Source organism: Microbulbifer yueqingensis (assembly GCF_900100355.1).
Lineage (GTDB): Bacteria > Pseudomonadota > Gammaproteobacteria > Pseudomonadales > Cellvibrionaceae > Microbulbifer > Microbulbifer yueqingensis.
This window is the reverse complement of sequence record NZ_FNFH01000002.1, coordinates 183,877-204,331: the sequence shown is the minus strand read 5'-3', so window position 1 is coordinate 204,331 and position 20,455 is coordinate 183,877. Positions and strand designations below refer to the sequence as shown.

The window sequence follows — 20,455 nt, the reverse complement described above, 5'->3', positions numbered from 1 at the left end:
GAGGCGGGCATGGACGATCAACCCCATGACAGACCCGGTTGCGTGCTGGTGGCTGGCGCCGGCGGTGGTATCGCTCGCGCGATTCTCGCCGAGGTGGCCCACCGCTGGCCGGATGCCACTCTCCTCACCATCAGCCGCGACAGCGGCCCGGACCTGGGCGGGCGCCACCGGCACTGCTCCCTGGAACTGGCACAGCCCGATTCCGTCGCGGCGGCGCGCGCCTTCCTGCAGGAACAGGATGCTGCCCCCGCCTGGGTGGTGCAGTGCTGCGGCGTGCTGCACGATGACCGCCACGGCCCGGAAAAGTCGCTTGAACAGTGCACGGATGACTGGCTGCTGGAGTCCATGCGCACCAATGTCCTCACCCACCTCCACCTGGCACAGGCCGTAGGGCCCTTGCTGCAGAAGCGCCGGCCATTCCTGTGGGCTTCGCTGTCGGCCAAGGTGGGCAGTATCGGCGACAATGGCCTGGGGGGCTGGTACAGCTACCGCATGAGCAAGGCGGCCCTCAACATGCTGGTGCGCAACCTGTCTATCGAGTGGGGGCGACGGGTGGACGAATGCTGTGTAGTGGCGATCCACCCGGGCACCACGGACACTGCTCTGTCGAAGCCGTTCCAGGAGAATATCGCCCCTGACAAGCTCTACAGCCCGGAGACGAGCGCCGGGCGGATCGTCGATGTGTTGCAGGGGCTCGGCCGTGACAAGAGCGGCAGCCTGCTGTTCTGGGATGGGGAAGTGCTGCCCTGGTAGCCGGTCCGGCGCACCTGCCGCTAGAAGACCAGGGGGTTGCCCCGCTCGATGATGTGGCCGGTATCCAGGCCTGCCGGCAGGGTACCGGTACTGTGTGCGCCGGTGTTTCCCAGGCGTGAAGCTATGAACGCCTCGGCCACGGCGCTGTTGCCGCCCTGGACCAGTAGATGCGCCTGCATCACCAGCGCCAGCTGGTCCACCAGGTGGCGTGCACGGTATTCCAGTTGTTCCAGGTTCGCCATTTCGTTCTTGAGCGTGGTGACGGCCCTGTCCAGTAATGTATCGGCGCCTGCACTGCGGGCCAGCTCGTCGTACCAGGCAAGCAGTACCGCCGGTGTCTTGCCAACGGCACGCAGCACGTCCAGTGCCTGGATATTCCCGGAGCCCTCCCAGATGGCGTTGATAGGGGCGTCCCGGTAGAGGCGGGCAGTGATGAAATTTTCCACCACACCATTGCCCCCGAGGCACTCCATGGCCTCGTAGGCGTGGTGCGGCGTGCGCTTGCAGATCCAGTACTTGCCGACCGCGGTGCCGAGGCGCATCAGCAGCCGCTGCTGCTCGTCGTCCGCGTGGTCCAGCGCCCGCGCCATTTGCATGGTTATGGCGATGGACCCTTCCACTTCCAGCTGCAGGTCCGCCAGGACATTCTGCATCAGAGGCTGCTCAATCAGGGGCTTTCCAAAAGCGCTGCGGTGTGCAGCGTGGTGGATGGCCTGTACTACTGCCTGGCGCTGGCCGGCGGCGGAGCCGATCATGCAGTCGAAGCGGGTTGCAGACACCATTTCGATGATCGCGTTGACGCCGCGACCTTCCTCGCCGATCAGCCAGCCCAGCGCCCCGCGCATTTCCACTTCCGAAGAGGCGTTGGACACATTACCCGACTTGTCCTTGAGTCGCTGGACCTGCAGCGGGTTCTTGCTGCCATCCGGGCGCCAGCGCGGTACCAGGAAGCACGAAAGCCCGCCGGGCGCCTGGGCCAGCATCAGGAAGGCGTCGCACATGGGCGCCGACATGAACCACTTGTGTCCCACCAGCTCGTAGGTGTTCAGGTTGTCACTGCCGGTGAGGTGCACGGCCCGGCTGGTGTTGGCGCGCACGTCCGAGCCGCCCTGCTTTTCGGTCATGCCCATACCGATGGTCAGCGCCGATTTTTCGGTGTAAGGGCGGTTGCTGGGGTCGTACCCCCTGGCGGTCACTTTGGGCAACCATTCAGCTGCCAGGTGCGGATTGAGTTTCAGCGAGGGTACCGACGCGAAAGTCATGGTGATGGGGCAGCTGTGGCCGGCCTCCAGCTGGCTGTGCAGGTAGTACTTGGCTGCACGCGCCACGTGGGCGCCTGGCCGGGGGTCGGTCCAGGGAGCGCTGTGCAGGCCCTCACTGAGGGCCAGCTGCATGAGCTGGTGGTAGGCCGGATGGTAGCGCACCAGGTCCACGCGGTTGCCGGTACGGTCGTGACTTTCAAACCTGGGCTTGTACTCGTTGGCGAGGAAGCCGCGCTCGATCATTTCCGGCCGGCCGCACACCTCGCCGTAGCGTTGCAGGTCGTCCTCCGCCCAGTGTCCACCGTTGCGATCGACCGCGTCGCGCAGGGCGGCATCAGCGGCGAAGAGGTTGTGCCCGGCGAGGGGCGGCGTCTGGTTGGTGACCTCATGGGTGTGGGCGAGCCTGGATCGGGTGTCGACTTCACGCATCAGCTACCTCGCAGGGAATGTTGTGGTCTGTTGGCGTTGTTATTCTTGTGGCCAGCGAACGGCCGGGGGCCTCGTTGGTCACCCTCAATTTAGCCGCGGGGACAGCCAAAGCAAACTGTATTTCCTGCCAATCCCAGTGATAGATGTGTAGGGGAAGCGAAAATGGCCGGCTTGTGCCGGCTCATACTCAGAGGCTGCGCCGGCCGGAGAGATTGAGTGTGAGTTCCAGTAATCCCGCCCAGGGGTCCTGGTCCCTGCCGCCCTTGATGGCGTTGTCCACCGCGCGCGCGCGCAGCAGCAGGGCCTCCAGCTGGCGCGGCTGCAGGCGCGCCAGTGCGGACTGGACCAGTGGCTGGCGCTTCTGGATCCGCACCAGGCGGTTGATGGGCTGGCCACCGTCGAGCTTCTCGCCGATCTCCAGCAGGCTGCGAATTTCCCGTGCCAGGGCCCAGAGTACTACCGGCGCCTCGACGCCCTCGGCGCGCAGGCCGTGCAGTGTCCGCACTGCGGTCTCGGCGTCACCGGCCAGCGCCCGGTCGATCAGGCCGAACACGTCATAGCGGGCCGAGCTGGCAACGGCTTCGCGCATGGTGTCCGCCGTGATCAGGCTGTCCTGGCTCAGCAGTTTCAGTTTCTCGATTTCCTGCCGGGCCGCGAGCAGGTTGCCCTCCACGCGTTCTGCCAGGATCTGGATGGCCTCCGGTTCTGCATCCAGACCGGCTGCCCGCAGCCGCTGGTGGATCCAGCGGGGCATTTCCTGCGCATCCACCGGCCATACCTGTACCAGTACCCCGCGCTGGTCCAGGGCCTTTACCCATTTGCTGTTCAGCTGAGAGCGGTCCATGCGTGGCAGGACCAGCAGCAACAGCAGGTCCGGGCTGGCAAGACCGGCAAACTCCTGCAGTGCCTTGCTGCCCTTGTCGCCGGGTTTGCCACCAGGCAGGCGCACCTCGATGATTTTCTTCTCGGCGAACAGTGACATGCTGCCGGCCGAGGCCAGTAACTGGCCCCAGTCGAAATTGGCTTCCGCGTGCAGCAATTCGCGTTCGCTGAAACCCTGTTCGCGGGCGGCGGCGCGAATGCTGTCGCAGCACTCCTGCACCAGCAGGGGCTCATCGCCGGAAACGACATAGATGGGAGCAAGTTCCCGGTTCAGGTTCTGCTGCAGTTGGCGGGGGTTGATACGCATGGGAATCCGGGCTCAGTAGGCGCGATCTTCAGGACCGGCACTGACGTCGATCCTCCGGAGGCGATCGATGATCCGGTTGATCAGTTCCCGGCGCATTTCCTCGCGCAGCAGGATTTCCTCCTCACCTTTGCTGACCACTTCGTTGTCGTCCCATTCCAGGGTCCGGTAGACGTCGGCCTGCGCATTGTTGAGCAGTATGCGCCCGTCGCTGTCGCTGACACTGTACTTGGCACTGGTGATCAGCTCGTATTCAGCGGCTCGCCCCTTGGCATCCACGGCGACGGTGCGCTTGCGCTCAACTTCTTCGTGAATGATCAGGGTGTAGTCGGCCACCAGGGGTGACTCCGCCATGGGCAACCCGCTGTTTTCCAGCAGGCGCGTGAGACGCACGGCGATATCGCTCTGGGTGCCCTCCGCGGTGATATACAGCTGGCTTCCCGGGGGAAGGTTCTTTGGTGCACCGCGCAGGTGCCAGCCGCAGCCCGCCAATGTGGCCGCTACCAGGCAGGAACTCAGGAAAAAGATGAAACGTCTTGTCATTGTTTGTGCGAATAGAATTGCTTGTTGAGTTTGCGCGGGCGCTCGCCGGCCGTGACGGACTGTAACCCGGGTGCGTCACCGAATACCATCCGGCCGTCGATGATCGCTATGATCTGCGTAATCCGCTGCCCCGCCCCGGGCAGCTGCATCTGGCCGCTGCGCATTTCCACCACGTCGATGTCGATTTCCCGCGCCGCTTCGCCGCCCTCGGCGGTCAGCTGCCCACCCAGCCGGTAGTTTCCGCTGGAAACCATCTCCATCTCCATGGCCTGGGTGCAGCCGGGATCGAGATAGAACTTCGACCGGGCCGAGTACTTGCCGTCGGCAGTAAACCTGCTGGTGATCTGCATGTAACTGCCGGACGCCTGCTTGCACTGGCTCAGCCACTGGCCGACGAGTTGCCGCTCCAGTGTCCCGGCCTGGGCTACGGAAAAGAGCAGGGTGCCGGCCAGGGTTGCCACGAACTTATTCATTATCAGGTCTCCCGAGGGTCAAGGTCTGTGCGCGATGGCGCTGCGGCCAGCGTGAAACCGCAGCGCCATTGCGGATCAGTGACCCCGGGCGCTACTTGGCAACCACGTTGACCAGCTTGCCGGGTACCACAATTACCTTGCGGACCACGGCATCGCCGATGAACTTCTGTACGTTGTCGTTGGACAGCGCAAGCTTCTCCAGGGTTTCCTTGTCGGCTTCGGCCGGGGCCTCGACCTTTGCCCGCACCTTGCCATTGACCTGTACCACCAGGGTGATGGTGTCACGCACAAGCGCCTGCTCATCCACCTGCGGCCAGGGAGCGTCGACCAGCGGGACTTCGTTGCCGAGCGCCTGCCACAGCTGGTGACAGATGTGCGGTGTCACCGGGGCCAGCAACAGCACCGCGGCCTCAAGCGCCTCGCGCTCGACTGCCAGGCCCTGCTGGCTGTCTCGCTCGGCCAGTTTGCTCACTTCGTTCAACAGCTCCATTACCGCCGCGATGGCAGTGTTGAACGTCTGGCGACGGCCGTAATCATCGCTGACCTTGTGGATGGTCTCGTGGGTCTTGCGGCGCAACTGCTGCTGCCTGTCACCCAGGCTGCCGCTGTCGATGGCGGTGCTGCTGCCGCCGGCGGCCAGGTGGCCGTGGACGGTCTTCCACAGCTTGCGCAGGAAACGGCTGGCGCCTTCCACGCCGGCATCGTGCCACTCGAGGGTCTGCTCGGGGGGCGCCGCGAACATGGTAAACAGGCGCACCGTATCTGCCCCGTACTGCTCCACTGCGGCGTGGGGGTCGATGCCATTGTTCTTGGACTTGGACATCTTTACCACGCCGCCGGCGACCAACTCCTCGCCGGTCGCACGCTCCACGGCCCTGATGGCCTTGCCTTTCTCGTCGCGCTCCACGTCCACGTCGGCCGGGTTGACCCATACCTTGTGGCCATTGTCTTCCCGATAGAAGGACTCGGCCAGTACCATGCCCTGGCACAGCAGTTGCTTGAAGGGCTCGTCGCTGCTGACCAGCCCCTCGTCGCGCATCAGCTTGTGGAAGAAGCGCGCATACAGCAGGTGCAGGATGGCGTGCTCGATGCCGCCCACGTACTGGTCGACCGGCAACCAGTAGTTGGCGCGCTCCGGGTCCAGCATTCCCTGGTCGAAATCGGGGCAGGTATAGCGGGCGTAGTACCAGCTGGATTCCATGAAGGTGTCGAAGGTGTCGGTCTCACGCTCGACGGGCTCGCCGTTGAGGTCGTCCTTGCGCCACTCCGGGTCGGCCTTGATCGGCGACTGGACGCCATCCAGCTCCACGTCCTCCGGCAGCAGGATCGGCAGCTTGTCCGCCGGGACCGGGATCTCGCCCCCGTCTGGCAGGTTGAACATCGGAATGGGTGCACCCCAGTAACGCTGGCGCGAGACACCCCAGTCGCGCAGGCGGTAATTGGTGGTAACGCGGCCCTTGCCCGCCGCGGCCAGCGCGTCGGCAATGGCGTTGAACGCTGCCTCGAAATCGAGGCCGTCGAAGCCACCCGAATTGACAAGCACGCCTTTCTCGACGAAGGCCTCGCTTTCCAGGTCGATGGTCTCTTCCCCGGCCGGCGCGACCACCTGCTTGATCGGCAGGCCGTACTTGCGGGCGAATTCCCAGTCGCGCTGGTCGTGGGCCGGTACAGCCATCACCGCACCGGAGCCGTAATCCATCAGCACGTAGTTGGCCACCCAGACCGGGACCTCTTCGCCGGTGATGGGATGGATTGCCTTGAGGCCGGTGTCCATGCCCTTCTTTTCCATGGTGGCCATGTCGGCTTCCGACAGTGACTGCTTCTTGCACGCCTCAATAAATGCCTTGAGTTCGGCGTTGTCTTCCGCCAGCGCCAGCGAAATCGGGTGTTCCGCGGCCAGCGAAACGTAGGTTACCCCCATCAGGGTGTCAGGACGGGTGGTGTAAACATCGAAGTGGTCCACGCCGGCGATGGTCTGCGGCAGGGAGAAACTCAGCTCCACCCCCTTGCTCTTGCCGATCCAGTTGCGCTGCATGGTGCGCACCTGCTCGGGCCAGAGGGGCAGTTTGTCCAGGTCGTTCAGGAGCTCTTCGGCGTAGTCGGTGATCTTGATGAACCACTGCGCCAGTTCGCGGCGCTCCACGGTGGTGCCACAGCGCCAGCAGCTGCCGTCCTCCACCTGCTCGTTGGCCAATACAGTCTGGTCGTGGGGACACCAGTTCACCGCGGAGTTCTTCTTGTACACCAGGCCTTTTTCGTAGAGGCGGGTAAAGAACCACTGCTCCCAGCGATAGTAGGAGGGCTGGCAGGTGGCCAGCTCGCGGGACCAGTCGAAGCCGAAGCCCAGCGCCTTCAGCTGGCCTTTCATGTATTCGATGTTGGCGTAAGTCCACTTGGCGGGGGCGGTCTTGTTCTGGATTGCGGCATTCTCCGCAGGCAGGCCGAAAGCGTCCCAACCCATGGGATGCAGCACGTTCTTGCCCTGCATACGCTGGAAGCGGGAGATCACGTCGGTGATGGTGTAGTTGCGCACGTGGCCCATGTGCAGCTTGCCGCTGGGGTAGGGGAACATCGACAGGCAGTAGAATTTTTCCCTGCTGGCGTCCTCCGTTACCTCAAAGCTTTTCCGCTCCTCCCAGTGCTGCTGGGCGGCGGCCTCGACTGCGGAGGGGTTGTACTGCTCTTCCATCGGCGGGAACCTATACTCTTGTGATTCAATTCTTAGTCAAAAACTCGCCTGCCAGATAGGCTGGCAAGCGCCGAATTATATGGGGGATGCCATGGCGAAGGAACCGAAGTTGCCGCAGGAAGATGATCTGGCGGACGAACTGCGCCGCGATCTGGAGAATTTGATCGAGGATGAACTGGCAGTAGAGGACCTGACCGCCACCAAGGCGGCTTTCCTCAAGGCCTGGTTAAAAGATGACCTGCACCGGGCCGCAGACTACCTGCGCGGCCTGGGAGGGGAGGTCCAGACACTCGAAGAGCGCACCGGCGACTGGCTGCTGGATGCCGCCGACCCGACAGAGACCGCCTGGCCGAACCTGATGCGCTGTATCAGGAACGGTGAGCCCTGGGCCCTGGCCGGGGAGGTGGTGGGCCCCGACGAGGAGCTGCAGTGCCTGGGCTGTGGCTACCGGGCCATGCCGCCGCGCGGCAGCCAGATCACGCCATGCCATCGCTGCGGCTATGGCTGTTTCCGCCAGATAAAGGGTGGCCTGCAGGAATAATGGAGTTGCAGACAGTACTGGCCAGCCTGGTTATGCCGCCCTTTGCACCACTTTTGGGCATGTTGCTCGCATTCGTTTTCTGGTGGTTCCCGGACACGTCGCTTTTCTCAAGGTTGTCACTGCCACTGGGTATCCTTTCGTTTGCCCTGTTGTGGGTTTGCGCGACGCCGGCCTTTTCCGGCTGGCTTGGGACTCAGTTGGTCGGAGAGCGCCCCAGGAACCAGAGTGTGCCCCAGGCCGTGGTGGTTCTGGGGGCCGGGCGCTACCGGGATGCGGAAGCTGCGAGAGAGCGCCTGTCGGCGACGAGCCTCGAGCGGGTCGCCTGGGCCGCCCAGCACGCTCCCACAGAGCTGCCTGTGCTGGTGTCTGGTGGGCGGGTATATGCGTCCGAGCAGGCATCCGAGGCCGACCTGATGGCCGGGTTTATACAGGATGTGCTGCAGCGGCCGGTAACCTGGCGCGAGAATTGCAGCCGGACAACGGCGGAGAATGCTGTAAACAGTGCCCGGATCCTGCACGATTCAGGGGTGGAGAGCGTCGTGCTGGTCACCCACTGGTGGCATATGCCCCGGGCGGCAAAGGCCTTCGCCCGGGCTGGCCTGCAGGTACAGCCGGAGCCGGTGGGTAGTGCCGGTGAGCTGTTGCCGCGGGCCCAGGAGGGGCTTCTCTACTGGTTACCGAGCGCGGCTGCCCTGCTCCGCACGCAGGTATACTGGCGGGAGCTGCTCGGCTCGCTGTGGTATTACTGGAAGCCCCTGCCGCCGGAGCGTTCCTGCTGAGGAACCAAACGCAAAAGCCGGACTCCAAAAAAGCGGTCACAAATTAACCTTGTCCGCAAGAGTGGGCCCCACTAAGATGTCCGCCTCAAAGTGGTCGCGAGGACACTCCAGGCAGGTTTGCCTGGTGTCGCGGCCAGCATGGGCAGTGGTAATAACACTAAGAATAATCGAGGTACTCCCGCGATGATGGACATTCCCTCATCCTTCTCACCGCTCCAGCTGCATAACCGGCTGAACCGTCCCGTATCCCTGTCTATCAGGCGCGTCGAACGCGAGGAGCGCCAGCTGATTTTCCTGGCTGCCACCACCAGTGGCCTCATCAGCAAGAACTTCGAGACCTTCGCCGGCCAGATTGTACGGGAATTCCGGCTGGACCCGGCGGAGACAGACTTCATCGAGTTGCGTGAAAGCGGCGATGAGCGACAGCTGGTCCGCTGGCACGCCCAGTGGGTGGGCTCGGCACCCATGGAATGCCATGCCGAGGAGGTGGTAGCTGAATCAAGCCGCCGCTATCTGGAGGCAGCGCTCGAGGTATGCACCGAGGCGGCCTGAGCCCCCGTTGCTGACTGGCCAGGACGAGAGCGTCCGGTTTCTCTTGCCTCAGGCCCGTGCCTTGCTGGCGTGTCCGTTTTGCAGCAGGTCTGACAGGGCCTGCTCCAGGGTTGGAAAGCGGAAACTGTAACCGCTGTCCAGCGCTACCCGCGGTTCCATTTTCTGGCTGGCAAGCAACAATTCCTCGGCCATCTGCCCGAACATCAGTTTCAGTGCCCAGGCGGGCGTGCGCAGCAGGCATGGCCGGTGGAGCTGTTTGGCCAGCAGGCGTGAGAAGCTGTTGTTGGTAACCGCCTCGGGTGCGCAGGCATTGAAGGGAAGGCAGAGGTGATGATCGATCGCGTGTAGCATCAAGCCGACGATATCCTCTTCGTGAATCCAGCTCATCCAGTGCTCGCCGGTGCTCATGGGGCCACCGAGTCCGAGGCGGAATGCGGGCAGCATCTGGGCAAGGGCGCCGCCGCGAGTCGACAGGACAATGGCGGTGCGCATTGTCCCCACGCAGATTCCCGCCTGCTGCAGGGGCAGGGTGGCGGCTTCCCAGTCGCGGCACAGCTGGGCCGCGAAGCCACCTCCCGGGGAGCTGGTCTCCCGCAGTAGATCGCCCCCGCGGTCTCCGTAATAGCCTACCGCCGACCCGGACAGCACATATCTCGGGCGCTGCGGCTGGGCCAGCACCCACTGCACCAGCTTTTCCGTGGTCTCAATACGCGAGCGGCGGATCTCCGCCTTGCGCTTGCTGGTCCAGCGATGGGTGATTGGCTCTCCCGCCAGATTGACGATCACATCCACCGGGTCCGCCACTTCCTGAAGCTCGCGACAGCCCCGCGCTGATTCGCCGCAGAGTTTGTGGACTCGCTCCGGGTGCCGGCTCAGCACGGTGAGCGTATTTCCCCGTGCCAACCAGTGCTGGCAGAAGAGGCGGCCGATCAACCCCGTACCGCCAGTGATTAAACAGTGCATTTGGAGGGCATCCTTGCCGAAATCCAGTAAGTGAATGAGTTGCCTGGGTTCGCCGCCCGCGGGCAGGGCGGCGAATACATAGTAGCAGCCGGCCTGCATGGCGGTTTGTGCAAAATATGCCGAGTCTAGGTTAATTGTGCCAGGCCCACAGTGATTTTCCACGCCGAATGGATTGCTGGCAGGGCAGATTACTCCCGCCGGGCGCGGCCGGCAGGCCAGGCAACGGCAGGCACACGGACAACATGTTTTCCCGGCGGGAGCAGCGGCTCGGGGCAACAGCGGCTTGCTATAGTTCTCCGTAGGGCCAGCGGAGTGGCTCAACGCGGCTGTAGAAGGTTTTGCAAGGATGCAGGGCAAGATGATCGTCGCGGCTTCTGCCGCGCTCTTTTCGCTGGTTACCACCGCCGCCTCTGCGACGGAACCGCTGCCGGACGGGTTTGGTGTCAGTGTGGGTAAGGCCGTCCTGACCGGCGAAATGACCTCGGCGGCAATGTCTTTCCGTTACCGTCGCTGGGAAGCCGGAGCCTTTATTTTTGGCTACGGGAACACCGATGATGGTCCCCAGGAGCGACTCGCTTATGCTGCCTCTGTTTCACGGCTCTTCCGCCCGGACTGGCAGTTTTGCCGTGCGAGCCTTTACGGCCGCGTCGGGGTCGCCTATGTCGACGGTTCTCCCCTCGTGGGACACTTCAACTTCAGGACCGGGGTGGGGGTCGACTTCGGCGGGTTTGCCTTCGAGTTGATGCATTATTCCAGTGCCAGCCTCACGCCCCTGAACACAGGCATCAACCTCCTGGAGTTTCGCGTGCCCTTTTAGTCCACCTGGTCCACAGGTTGTTCGCCCAGAACGGAGGTGGACAGGGGCAACCGCTGGCGCTGCAGCATTATTGCGCCGGCGAGCATCACCACGGCCAGTGCCATCACAGCGAATATGCCGAGCGCCATGAATGGTGTGGTGCCCGCCATAGCGGTGACCTGGCCAATCATATTGGCACGCTGGAACTGTGGCAGCCTGTCCGTGATCTCGCCCTGCGGGTTGACGATGGCCGTCACCCCGGTATTTGTTCCCCTCACCAGGTAGCGGCCCGTCTCCAGGGAACGCATCTGCGCCATCTGCATATGCTGCAGGGGGCCGATGGAATCCCCGAACCAGGCGTCGTTGCTGATGGTCAGCAGAACCCCCGCTGTGCGAGCCGATTGTGCGACGAGGGTGGGATAGACAATCTCATAACAAATGAGTGGAGCCCAGGTTACACCACCGGCGTTGAGCGGCTGCTGTTCGTCCGGCCCGGAGCGGATGAAGGAAGTCGGCAGGTCGAAGAATTCGATGGTGCCCCTGATCCATTCCTCCAGCGGTACATATTCACCGAAGGGGACCAGGTGGCGCTTGTGGTATACGTGGGGACTGGTGCCGAACACGGCTGCGGAGTTGTGCACGACGCGCAGGCCGTTGTCGTTGCGGTCGTAGAGTATGCCGGTAATGAGGTCGATGCCGGTCTCTTCCGCGTTGCGCTGCAGGGCGGACATCAGGTTGGGGGCCTGGCCGTAGAGAAGCGGCAATGCAGCTTCCGGCCAGATGATAACATCAGCGCCGCTTTCACTCAGTGCGCGGCGGCCCTCCTGGTAACGGTTGATGGTCTCGGCACGAAACTCCGGCAGCCATTTTTTCTCTTGTGGGATATTGGCCTGGACCAGGCCGACGGCAAGTGGCTCGCTCCGGGCTTCAGTCCATTCGAGCTGGGCGAGCAGCGCGCCGGCGGGCCACGGCAGCAGGGCCGACACCAGCAGGGCAATGCGGCCGCGCCGTGCCAGCGGCAGGGCCCGGCCGACGGTCAACAGGGCGAGGACCGCCCCCGCAAATGCCAGGATGAGGCCAATGCCATAGACCCCCAGCACCGGTGCCCAGCCCGCCAGCCAGCTGCCGGTATGCGCGTAGCCCGCGTATAGCCAGGGGAACCCGGTGAACAGCCAGCTGCGCAGCCATTCACCGAAAAACCAAAGCGCGGGAAATGCCAGGGCAAAGGCGGGCGCGCGGTCGGTGAAGCGCCCGAGGAAGTAAAACGGGGCTGCCAGCATGGCGGACAGGATGGCAACGAAACCCCCGGTCAGGAGTAAGCCCAGTGGTACGGATGAGCCGCCGAACTGGGTGATGGACACATACACCCAGGAGCCGCCGCTACCGAACAGGCCCAGCCCGAACCAGAAAGCCAGCCAGGCGCAGCTGCGACCGCTGAGCTGGCGTCCCCCGGCGCGGTGCAGGATGAGTCCGGCGAGCGCGGCCAGCGACAGCAGGCCGCAGGCCCAGATATCGAAGGGGGCGAAGGACAGGGTCATCAGCGCGCCGCTGGCGACACTGCCGAGGGGGTAGGTAAGTCTGCGCATTACTAAATGATTCACTATCGGCCGTGCGGGTTTATTCCGCGTCGGCGGCCTGCGGCTTCTGGCGGCTCACCCGCAGCAGGTGCACCTGGCGATTGTCCGCGTAGAGTACCCGGAAGCGGAATTCACCGAGTCGGGTGACTTCATCGCGGCCGGGCAGGTGACCGAATGACTGCATCACGAGGCCGCCCACCGTATCGAATTCCTCATCGCTGAGTTCACATTCAAAGTACTCGTTGAAATCCTCGATGGGCGTGAGGGCCTTGACGATGTAGTCATTGTCGCCCACCTTGCGAATATAGCTGTCTTCCTCTTCCTCGTCGGTCTCGTCCTCGATCTCGCCGACGATTTCCTCGAGGATGTCCTCGATGGTGACGACACCGGAAACCCCGCCGTATTCGTCAATCACTACCGCCATATGGTAGCGATTCTCGCGGAATTCCCGCAGCAGGATGTTGAGGCGTTTGCTTTCGGGAATGATGTTGGCCGGCCGGATGATCTCTTCCAGGCTGAAACCCTCGAGGCCTTTCAGGACCAGGGGCAGCAGGTCTTTGGCCAGCAGGATTCCGCGGATATCGTCGACGCTTTCGCCGATCACGGGAAAACGGGAGTGTCCGGATTCAATGATCTTGGGCAGGAACTCCTCCGGGGAATCCTGCAGGCTCACAACCACCATCTGTGAGCGCGGGATCATGACCTCCCGCACTTGCTGGCTGGAGACGTCCAGTGCGCCCTCGATGATGGACAGCGCTTCCGCGTCTACCAGTTTGTTGTCCGCGGCATCCTTGATGATATCAAGCAGCTCGTCGCGGGACTTGGGCTCGGCGGAAAAGGCGCCAAACAGCTTTTCCAGCCAGTTCTTTTCCCCGGAACGGGGCTTGCTGGAGGAGTGGCTACTTGGGGGTTCGTCAGTGGTCATGGATGTGGCCATGCTCCGTATGTCTCTCTGTATATCCTGTACATTAGTCGTACATCAGTGCGCCCACCGCATAGGCGGGCACTGTTCAATCCTGCCTGTGGGGCCGGGTTTCACCCGCGGCCGGTGTCTCCAGGGGCTGGTAGGGGTCAGGATAACCCAGTTCCGCGAGTATGCGGACCTCCAGCGCCTCCATGATTTCGGCGTCATGATCCTCGATGTGGTCGTAGCCGAGCAGGTGCAGTGTGCCATGGACGACCATGTGTGCCCAGTGCGCAGGCAGGGACTTGTGCTGCGCTTCCGCCTCCGCTGCTACCACCGGGGCACAGATTACCAGGTCTCCCAGCAGGGGAAGGGGCACACCCGGTGGCAGCTCGGCGGGAAACGAGAGGACGTTGGTGGGCTTGTCCTTGCCCCGGTAGCGGTGGTTGAGCCGCTGGCTCTCCTCGCTGTCGGTGATACGGATGCTGAGTTCAGCCTCGTCGCGATGCCCCTCCAGGGCTGCGCTCACCCAGCGGCCTATCTGCTCATCCGGTGGCAGGTTGGTACAGCGGCTGGCCCGCTGTACATCCAGGTACACGTCTGTCATTGCGTTACCGGATCACCCTGTCAGGCCGCATTTTCGTCGGGTTTGCCGGCCAGCGCCTCGCGCTCGGCCTCATGGATATCGTAGGCCTCTACAATCCGCTGGACCAACGGGTGGCGCACCACGTCCTTGGCCCCGAAGTGGGTGAAACTGATCCCGTTTACCTTGCCCAGTACCTCGATAGCGTGACGCAGGCCCGATGCCTGGCCGCGGGGCAGGTCCACCTGGCTGGGGTCGCCGGTAATGACGGCAGTGGAACCGAAGCCGATCCGGGTCAGGAACATCTTCATCTGTTCCCGGGTCGTGTTCTGGCTCTCGTCGAGAATAACGAAGGCGTTGTTCAGGGTGCGGCCGCGCATGTACGCCAGCGGGGCAACTTCAATGACGTTGCGCTCGATCAGCTTGCCCACGGTCTCAAAGCCCAGCATCTCATACAGGGCATCGTAGAGCGGGCGCAGGTAGGGGTCTACCTTCTGGCTGAGGTCGCCGGGCAGGAAGCCCAGCTTTTCACCCGCCTCTACAGCCGGGCGCACCAGCAGGATTCGCTCAACTTCGTCCTTCAGCAGCGCCTCCACGGCACAGGCTACGGCGAGGTAGGTCTTACCGGTACCGGCCGGGCCGATTCCGAAGTTGATGTCATTGGTCTGCACCGAGCGCACGTAGCGTCGCTGGTTCAGGCCGCGCGGGCGCACCGAGCATTTCTTGGTGCGGATCAGAACCACCGGCTCGGCTTCTTCTGCTTCGCCGTTGTTACCCTCCTTGCCCCTGTGAAGCCGCTCCTCGACGTCTGACTGTTGCAGGGCCAGGTGAATCTCGTCCGGCGTCAGGTGGTCGCGGGCATCGGTCTCCCGGTACAGGGAACTGAGCAGTTCGCCGGCAGCACGTGCGGATTCGGGCTCGCCGTAAAATTCGAATTCGTTGCCGCGATTGCGGATCTCGATATCCAGTCGCTGTTCTATCTGGCGCAGGTGTTGGTCAAATTGGCCACAGAGGTTGGCCAGGCGGCGGGCGTCGTTGGGCTCAAGGGTGATGCTGTGAGCGAGGGTATGTGTTTCCAAATTGGTTTCCGTGCACCTTTATCCGGGGGGTTCATTGCTAGGGTATACCCATTTTCCCCGTAGGGGAAAGGGTGGACTGTGACGAATCAGTTCTAACTCTTCTGCGCCTTTATAACGCCCCGGTATTACCGGGAGATGTCGCTGCGGCCCGGTCCGGGCAAGTGCAGAGGCCGTGCGACGGGCTGGTCAGGGACGCCAGGCACGTCGCACCGCAGGGCCTGCACCGGCTCGCCGGTCACAAAAGCGGCCCATCCAGCTCGGACCCGACCAGGGTTCCGCGCAGGGAGTTGGGCAGTGCCTCTTCGATCACCACATCGGCAAACTTGCCGATCAGGGCGATATCGTCGAAGCGGAAGTTGACCACCCGATTGTTCTCGGTCCGTCCCTGTAGCTGGCCGGGGTCTTTCTTGGAGACGCCCGTGACCAGCACCCGCTCGGTGTTGCCGACCATGCGCCGGGCGATCTCCGCCGCCTGCTGGTTGATGCGATGCTGCAGGAGCTGCAGGCGCTGCTTCTTCAGCTCTTCGGGGGTGTCATCCGGCAGGTCCGCGGCCGGCGTGCCCGGCCGCGCGGAATAAATGAAACTGAAGGAAATGTCGAAACCCACATCCTGGATCAGCTTCATCGTGTCTTCGAAGTCCCTGTCGGTTTCACCGGGGAAGCCCACGATAAAGTCAGAGGACAGGCAGATATCCGGGCGGATCTTCCGCAGCCGCCGGATCTTTGACTTGTACTCCAGCGCCGTGTGGCCGCGTTTCATGGCCATGAGGATGCGGTCGGAACCGCTCTGGACCGGCAGGTGCAGGTGATTGACCAGTTCCGGTACCTCGGCGTAGACATCGATCAGGGCATCGGAAAACTCCACCGGGTGGGAGGTGGTGTAGCGGATGCGGTCGATTCCGTCGATCGCGGCAACGTAGGTGATCAGCTCGGCGAAATCCACGATCTGGCCGTCGTCGCCCGGGGCCCGGTAGGCATTCACGTTCTGGCCCAGCAGGTTCACTTCACGGACGCCCTGGTCTGCGAGGTGGGCGACCTCCTCCAGCACATCTGCCACCGGCCGGCTGACTTCCTCGCCGCGGGTGTAGGGCACCACGCAGAAGGTGCAGTACTTGGAGCAGCCTTCCATGATGGAGACGAACGCGGTGGCGCCGTCGGCCTCAGGCTGGGGCAGGCGATCGAATTTCTCGATTTCCGGGAAGCTGACATCCACCACAACCGCACCGTTCTTCTGCTCGCGGGTCTGCATCATGTCCGGCAGGCGGTGCAGGGTCTGCGGGCCGAAGATCAGGTCCACGTAGGGCGCTCGCTTCGAAATCGCCTCGCCTTCCTGGCTGGCCACACAGCCGCCTACCCCGATGATGAGGTCGGGATTTTTTTCTTTCAGGTGCTTCCAGCGGCCCAGCTGGTGGAACAGTTTTTCCTGGGCCTTTTCCCGGATGGAACAGGTGTTTACCAGCAGGACATCCGCGTCCTCCGGATCGTCGGTCGGCACCATGGCGTGGGACTCACCGAGCAGGTCCCGCATGCGCGCCGAGTCGTACTCGTTCATCTGGCAACCGTGGGTCTTGATATAGAGCTTTTTCACCCTGTTTTCCGGCGTGGTTTCGGACATGATTGGCCTGGTTAAAAACTGTTCAATGATGAGGGGCGGGCATTATAGCGATACAGTCGCACACTGCATAGGTGGCGCTGGGGCGGACTATATTAGGGTGCGCGATCCTGTGCTATTCTTGCGCGCTTTTTCGGGGGGCGCTCGCACGCAGCCCCGACGAATCTCCGTAATCCCCGGGGCAGGACCCTACCAGAGAAACCTATGGCGAACCCGATATACAAAGTCATCTTTCACAACCAGAACCAGGTCTACGAGCTCTATGCCCGCGCGATCTACCAGAGTGACATGTACGGCTTTATCGAGGTGGAGGAGTTCGTATTCGGGGAGAAGTCACAACTTGTCGTGGACCCGAGCGAGGAAAAGCTGAAATCGGAGTTTGCCTCTGTGACTCGTTCCTACATCCCCATGCACAGCATCGTGCGCATCGACGAGGTCGAGAAAGAGGGCACCGGCAAAATTGTCGAGGTGAAAGGCGACAAGGTCACCCGTTTTCCCTTCCCGGGCCCGGTCCAGCCGCCGCAGGACGGCGAGTGAGCCACGGGGCTTCCCCTTCCCCGCGCCGGCCCGAGCCCCGCTGCCGGGGCGGCCTGCCTCTACCCGTTCTGGCAGCCTGATCGGCGCATCCCCTCACGGGGGACCCTGGCCCTGGTCGCCAGCGGAAAGCCGATCCATGCCGGCCGCACACCGTGTGCGGGCACGCCATTCAACCCCTGTCCTGTCTCTGCTCCCTGACCGGGCGACTATCCTTGAATGTTAGGGAGGCGTGTGTCTCCGGGCCGGCCGCCGCGGCGGAGTCCCGCAGCTGCCTGCCGACGGCAAGACAGCGCAACGCTGTAGCCTAAATGTAAGGGAAGTCTTTTAGGTGAAGGATATGGCCTCGATTCCGGCGAGCAGGGCCGCCATCTCTGCACTGAAAATAGAGCAGCGGGTTGAACGGGATGTCAAAGCGGGGATCCCGGAGCTGGACCGCAGCGTCCACACCGAGAGCGAGGAGAGCCTCCGCGCGTACGTCACCAGCGAGATCATCGGCCGGGTTCACCGCGAGCGCCAGGCCGCCCTCGACGAGCAGGCCAACCTGCGCGGAGAGGTTAAAATCCGCCAGCACTACCAGGAGCTCAGGGACACTGGGCGGATCATCGGCCAGCGGCTTGGCAACACCTCTGAGCTGCTTCGGAGGCAACTGGAGCGAACGGCGACGGCCCTGTCGTCTGCACGCATGGACCTGGAAATTTTCCGGAACCGGAACGGGCTGACCCGGGATGCGGTCTACCGGGAGTCAAAGCTGCTGCATTACTCGGTGATCTTTTTTATCGTCATCTGCGAGACGGCGCTGAACTCCTTTTTCCTCTCCAAGGGCAGCCAGCTGGGACTGGTGGGCGGCTTTTTCCAGGCGTTTATCATCTCCGTGGTGAACCTGGGGCTGGCTGCATTCATGGCCTTTTCCCTGCGCAACCTCTTTCATGTGAACCTGTTGCACAAGTCGCTCTCTCTCGTGCTCTTCCTAGCTGTGACGGCGATGGCCGCATTCTTTGTGCTCGGTGTCGGGCACTACCGCGAGGCCCTGGAAACAGACCCGTTTGCCGCTTCCGGGCTGGCGGTCACCAGCCTGCTGCAGCAGCCTCTCTCCATTCGCGACTTCAATTCGTGGATCATGGTCGTCGTGAGTGCGATGGCGGTAATGCTGCTGGTGGCAAAATTCTTTGTGGTGGATGACCGCTATCCGGGCTATACGGCCGTCACGCGACGGCTGAGAGTCCTGCAGGCGCAGTGGATGGCGCAATGCGCAGCAGCATTTACTGAGCTCCGCGGGCAGGCCGATGCGACCCGGCAGGAGGTATCCAAACGGGAACAGCAGATACGTTCTGAATTTATCGGATTCAAGGCCAGTATCGAGCGAAGTGACCATGTCCGGCGGGAGTACGAGGAGGATATCGTCAAGGCCCAGGGGCTCCTGGATGAGCTTATCCGCCATTACCAGTCCCTCGCCGAGCGCATCAGCAATCGACGCGCTGCCTATTTCGGCAAGCTGTTGCAGGTAGAGCTGGAGAAACTACCCCACCTCAATACCGCCGGCCTGGAACAGCACAAGGCCGACCTTTCCTTTTTCGAGCGCCTGCTGGAGAAGCTCGATAATGAATACGAGGGCGCGATGGAGGCCATCAGTGAGCGCCTCGAGGAAATCAATGCAGAGGTGGCGGGGCTGATCCGGAAGATTGAAGACGACCACGGCCTGAGTGGATTGTGATGAAGTACCCACCGGGAGGCCTGTCGGGCGAAGACAGGAAAGGGATTGCGATCTTCCTCGCCAGCCTGGCGGTGCTCGCCACCCTGGTCGCGATAGCCGTCAGCACGCTCAACGCCCCCGAGAACAACTACGACCGGGCCACACTCTGTAATGAAAACCTTCCCCGGCACGCGCACAAGGTATTCGTCATCGACGTCTCCGATGCGCTGTCCGGATACCAGAAGCGATTCCTGCGCCGATATATCGCCACGGAGCTGCAGCAGGCTGGCACCAATGATCGCTTCAGCCTCTATGTCCTGGATGAGAAGTTCCGCGGCCTGTCCGACCCAGTGGTAGATGTATGTAAACCGAAGACCGGTGAAGATGTCAGTCTGCTTACCTCGAACCGGGCCTTTGTCGATCGCCTGTACGCTGACAGGTTCGAGAAACCGCTGGAGCGAGCCCTGGCCAGTGTGGTCATGGGCGGTGAGCAGGAAATTTCACCCATCTACGAGGCCCTGTCTGACCTGGTGGCCCTGAGGAGGCTGGATGGGGAGGCACAGGAGGTTCACCTGACGATCGTCAGCGATATGATCCAGAATTCCACGGCAGGCTCCGTATTCAATAGCGGCCCCTCGGCGATAACCGGCCTTCCACCGATCAACCTGCGGCGCGCGCGGACCTCGGTGCTGTGGCTGGACCGGGAAAAATACCGGCAGTACCAGACCAGCGAGCTGGAGCGGAGCTGGGAGGAGTATCTGGCGAGTGTATCGGATTTCTCTGATATTGAACGGGTGAGGCCCTGATGAGGGCTGAGGAGCGAATGTGCCCGCGTTGGTCATCTCGGTACTCTCGCTCGCCAGTTCTTGTTAGCGGGACAGCAAATGATGGCAGGCGAAATCAGTCATTATTCGGAACTTTTAGTCGCTTGATGGAGAAATAGCTTACCAAAACGGATGGGGCGATCATTATTGCCATGATAGGAGATGGGGATATCCATAGCGTAGGCAAAACATACAGGGTGGTTACTGGTGCGAAAATCCAGAAGATGAATTTCGTTAAATAAACTATTTCAGATTTCATGTTTCCTCAAAGGCCGGCAGTGTTTAGCTGTCGGCCCAAAGCCTTAGTTTGCCGCTGACCAACCGATACTGCATGCACTACCTACAGTCGTGCCAATTAAGGCGCCCGCTATAGGAGAAAACACTAATGATCCAATGAAGCCGGATATAAGGCCAGCCGATCCGCAAGCGAGGGTCCCGACGACGTCGCGTGCAGTTATGTTTCCACCTGATACTTGAATTTTTTCCGTCTCAGTTAATTCATACATAATATTTCTCCTAGATTTCTTTCTATCTTTAGGGTGAATAGAAAAATTTTTACTCCAGGAAAATTAACAAATAAGGCATCTGGTGTTATGAGGATAAATCACCTTGCATGTTTTCCCGGCTCTCTTTTTTGTATTTCATTATTTAGTCCCTGTCAAAGAGAAAGATAATATTTGGCG

At 62.1% G+C, this 20,455-nt stretch carries 19 protein-coding genes; 8 read left to right on the top strand and 11 right to left on the bottom strand.

Features of this window, described 5'->3' with window-relative positions; genetic code table 11:
* The first annotated feature begins 9 nt into the window (after positions 1–9).
* Positions 10–753: an SDR family NAD(P)-dependent oxidoreductase gene (locus tag BLT26_RS04765; RefSeq protein ID WP_091509415.1), complete on the top strand. Its 744-nt coding sequence runs from the start codon at positions 10–12 to the stop codon at positions 751–753.
* Positions 754–773: 20 nt separating this feature from the next.
* Here BLT26_RS04765 and BLT26_RS04760 read toward each other — a convergent pair whose 3' ends face one another.
* The 5 genes from BLT26_RS04760 to leuS form a co-directional block, all read right to left on the bottom strand.
* On the bottom strand, positions 774–2,444 hold the full coding sequence (locus tag BLT26_RS04760; protein ID WP_091509410.1) for an acyl-CoA dehydrogenase family protein: 1,671 nt from the start codon (positions 2,442–2,444) through the stop codon (positions 774–776).
* Between the two features lie 187 nt (positions 2,445–2,631).
* The gene (gene holA, locus BLT26_RS04755) at positions 2,632–3,633 is read right to left on the bottom strand and encodes a DNA polymerase III subunit delta (RefSeq protein WP_091509405.1); all 1,002 of its coding nucleotides are present in this window, start codon (positions 3,631–3,633) and stop codon (positions 2,632–2,634) included.
* 12 nt (positions 3,634–3,645) lie between these two features.
* On the bottom strand, positions 3,646–4,173 hold the full coding sequence (locus BLT26_RS04750; RefSeq protein WP_091509403.1) for an LPS-assembly lipoprotein LptE: 528 nt from the start codon (positions 4,171–4,173) through the stop codon (positions 3,646–3,648).
* Complete coding sequence (locus BLT26_RS04745) at positions 4,170–4,646, bottom strand: hypothetical protein (RefSeq protein WP_091509398.1); 477 nt, start codon at positions 4,644–4,646, stop codon at positions 4,170–4,172. Before BLT26_RS04745 ends, BLT26_RS04750 begins: the two co-directional genes overlap by 4 nt.
* 91 nt (positions 4,647–4,737) lie before the next feature.
* A complete protein-coding gene (leuS, locus tag BLT26_RS04740) occupies positions 4,738–7,335 on the bottom strand; it encodes a leucine--tRNA ligase (RefSeq protein ID WP_091509396.1) in 2,598 nt (865 codons plus the stop codon).
* 91 nt (positions 7,336–7,426) lie between these two features.
* On the opposite strand from leuS, the gene BLT26_RS04735 reads away from it, so the two are divergent.
* The 3 genes from BLT26_RS04735 (at position 7,427) to BLT26_RS04725 (ending at position 9,207) form a co-directional block, all read left to right on the top strand.
* Positions 7,427–7,876: a zinc ribbon-containing protein gene (locus BLT26_RS04735; protein WP_091510939.1), complete on the top strand. Its 450-nt coding sequence runs from the start codon at positions 7,427–7,429 to the stop codon at positions 7,874–7,876.
* The gene (locus tag BLT26_RS04730) at positions 7,876–8,655 is read left to right on the top strand and encodes a YdcF family protein (protein WP_091509392.1); all 780 of its coding nucleotides are present in this window, start codon (positions 7,876–7,878) and stop codon (positions 8,653–8,655) included. The genes BLT26_RS04735 and BLT26_RS04730 overlap by 1 nt, the downstream gene beginning before the upstream one ends.
* A gap of 183 nt (positions 8,656–8,838) precedes the next feature.
* Positions 8,839–9,207, top strand: a complete 369-nt coding sequence (locus tag BLT26_RS04725; protein WP_091509380.1) for a hypothetical protein — start codon at positions 8,839–8,841, stop codon at positions 9,205–9,207.
* 48 nt (positions 9,208–9,255) lie between these two features.
* Here BLT26_RS04725 and BLT26_RS04720 read toward each other — a convergent pair whose 3' ends face one another.
* Positions 9,256–10,170, bottom strand: coding sequence for a TIGR01777 family oxidoreductase (locus BLT26_RS04720; RefSeq protein ID WP_091510936.1), 915 nt, complete (start codon positions 10,168–10,170; stop codon positions 9,256–9,258).
* Positions 10,171–10,516: 346 nt separating this feature from the next.
* Between BLT26_RS04720 and BLT26_RS04715 the strand changes: the two genes are divergently transcribed.
* Complete coding sequence (locus tag BLT26_RS04715) at positions 10,517–10,987, top strand: acyloxyacyl hydrolase (protein ID WP_091509376.1); 471 nt, start codon at positions 10,517–10,519, stop codon at positions 10,985–10,987.
* On the opposite strand, the gene lnt is transcribed toward BLT26_RS04715, so the two are convergent.
* The 5 genes from lnt to miaB all read right to left on the bottom strand — a co-directional run bounded on the left by lnt (position 10,984) and on the right by miaB (position 16,724).
* Positions 10,984–12,552 carry an apolipoprotein N-acyltransferase gene (gene lnt, locus BLT26_RS04710; RefSeq protein WP_091509373.1) on the bottom strand — a complete coding sequence of 523 codons (1,569 nt, stop codon included), beginning with the start codon at positions 12,550–12,552 and terminating at the stop codon, positions 10,984–10,986. The two genes, BLT26_RS04715 and lnt, sit on opposite strands and share 4 nt — an antisense overlap.
* A gap of 31 nt (positions 12,553–12,583) precedes the next feature.
* The gene (locus tag BLT26_RS04705) at positions 12,584–13,480 is read right to left on the bottom strand and encodes a CorC family transporter (protein WP_175453024.1); all 897 of its coding nucleotides are present in this window, start codon (positions 13,478–13,480) and stop codon (positions 12,584–12,586) included.
* 73 nt (positions 13,481–13,553) lie between these two features.
* Entirely contained in the window at positions 13,554–14,054 is a 501-nt protein-coding gene (ybeY, locus tag BLT26_RS04700; RefSeq protein ID WP_091509369.1) for an rRNA maturation RNase YbeY, read from the bottom strand.
* Positions 14,055–14,074: 20 nt separating this feature from the next.
* A complete protein-coding gene (locus tag BLT26_RS04695) occupies positions 14,075–15,109 on the bottom strand; it encodes a PhoH family protein (protein WP_091509367.1) in 1,035 nt (344 codons plus the stop codon).
* A gap of 235 nt (positions 15,110–15,344) precedes the next feature.
* Positions 15,345–16,724, bottom strand: coding sequence for a tRNA (N6-isopentenyl adenosine(37)-C2)-methylthiotransferase MiaB (gene miaB / locus BLT26_RS04690; protein ID WP_091509363.1), 1,380 nt, complete (start codon positions 16,722–16,724; stop codon positions 15,345–15,347).
* A gap of 201 nt (positions 16,725–16,925) precedes the next feature.
* Here miaB and BLT26_RS04685 point away from each other — a divergent pair, with 201 nt between their 5' ends.
* The 3 genes from BLT26_RS04685 to BLT26_RS04675 all read left to right on the top strand — a co-directional run bounded on the left by BLT26_RS04685 (position 16,926) and on the right by BLT26_RS04675 (position 19,754).
* Positions 16,926–17,258 carry a DUF1820 family protein gene (locus BLT26_RS04685; protein WP_175453023.1) on the top strand — a complete coding sequence of 111 codons (333 nt, stop codon included), beginning with the start codon at positions 16,926–16,928 and terminating at the stop codon, positions 17,256–17,258.
* 337 nt (positions 17,259–17,595) lie between these two features.
* Positions 17,596–18,969: a hypothetical protein gene (locus tag BLT26_RS04680; RefSeq protein ID WP_139169403.1), complete on the top strand. Its 1,374-nt coding sequence runs from the start codon at positions 17,596–17,598 to the stop codon at positions 18,967–18,969.
* Entirely contained in the window at positions 18,966–19,754 is a 789-nt protein-coding gene (locus tag BLT26_RS04675) for a hypothetical protein (RefSeq protein ID WP_175453022.1), read from the top strand. Before BLT26_RS04680 ends, BLT26_RS04675 begins: the two co-directional genes overlap by 4 nt.
* The last annotated feature ends 701 nt before the right edge of the window (positions 19,755–20,455 follow it).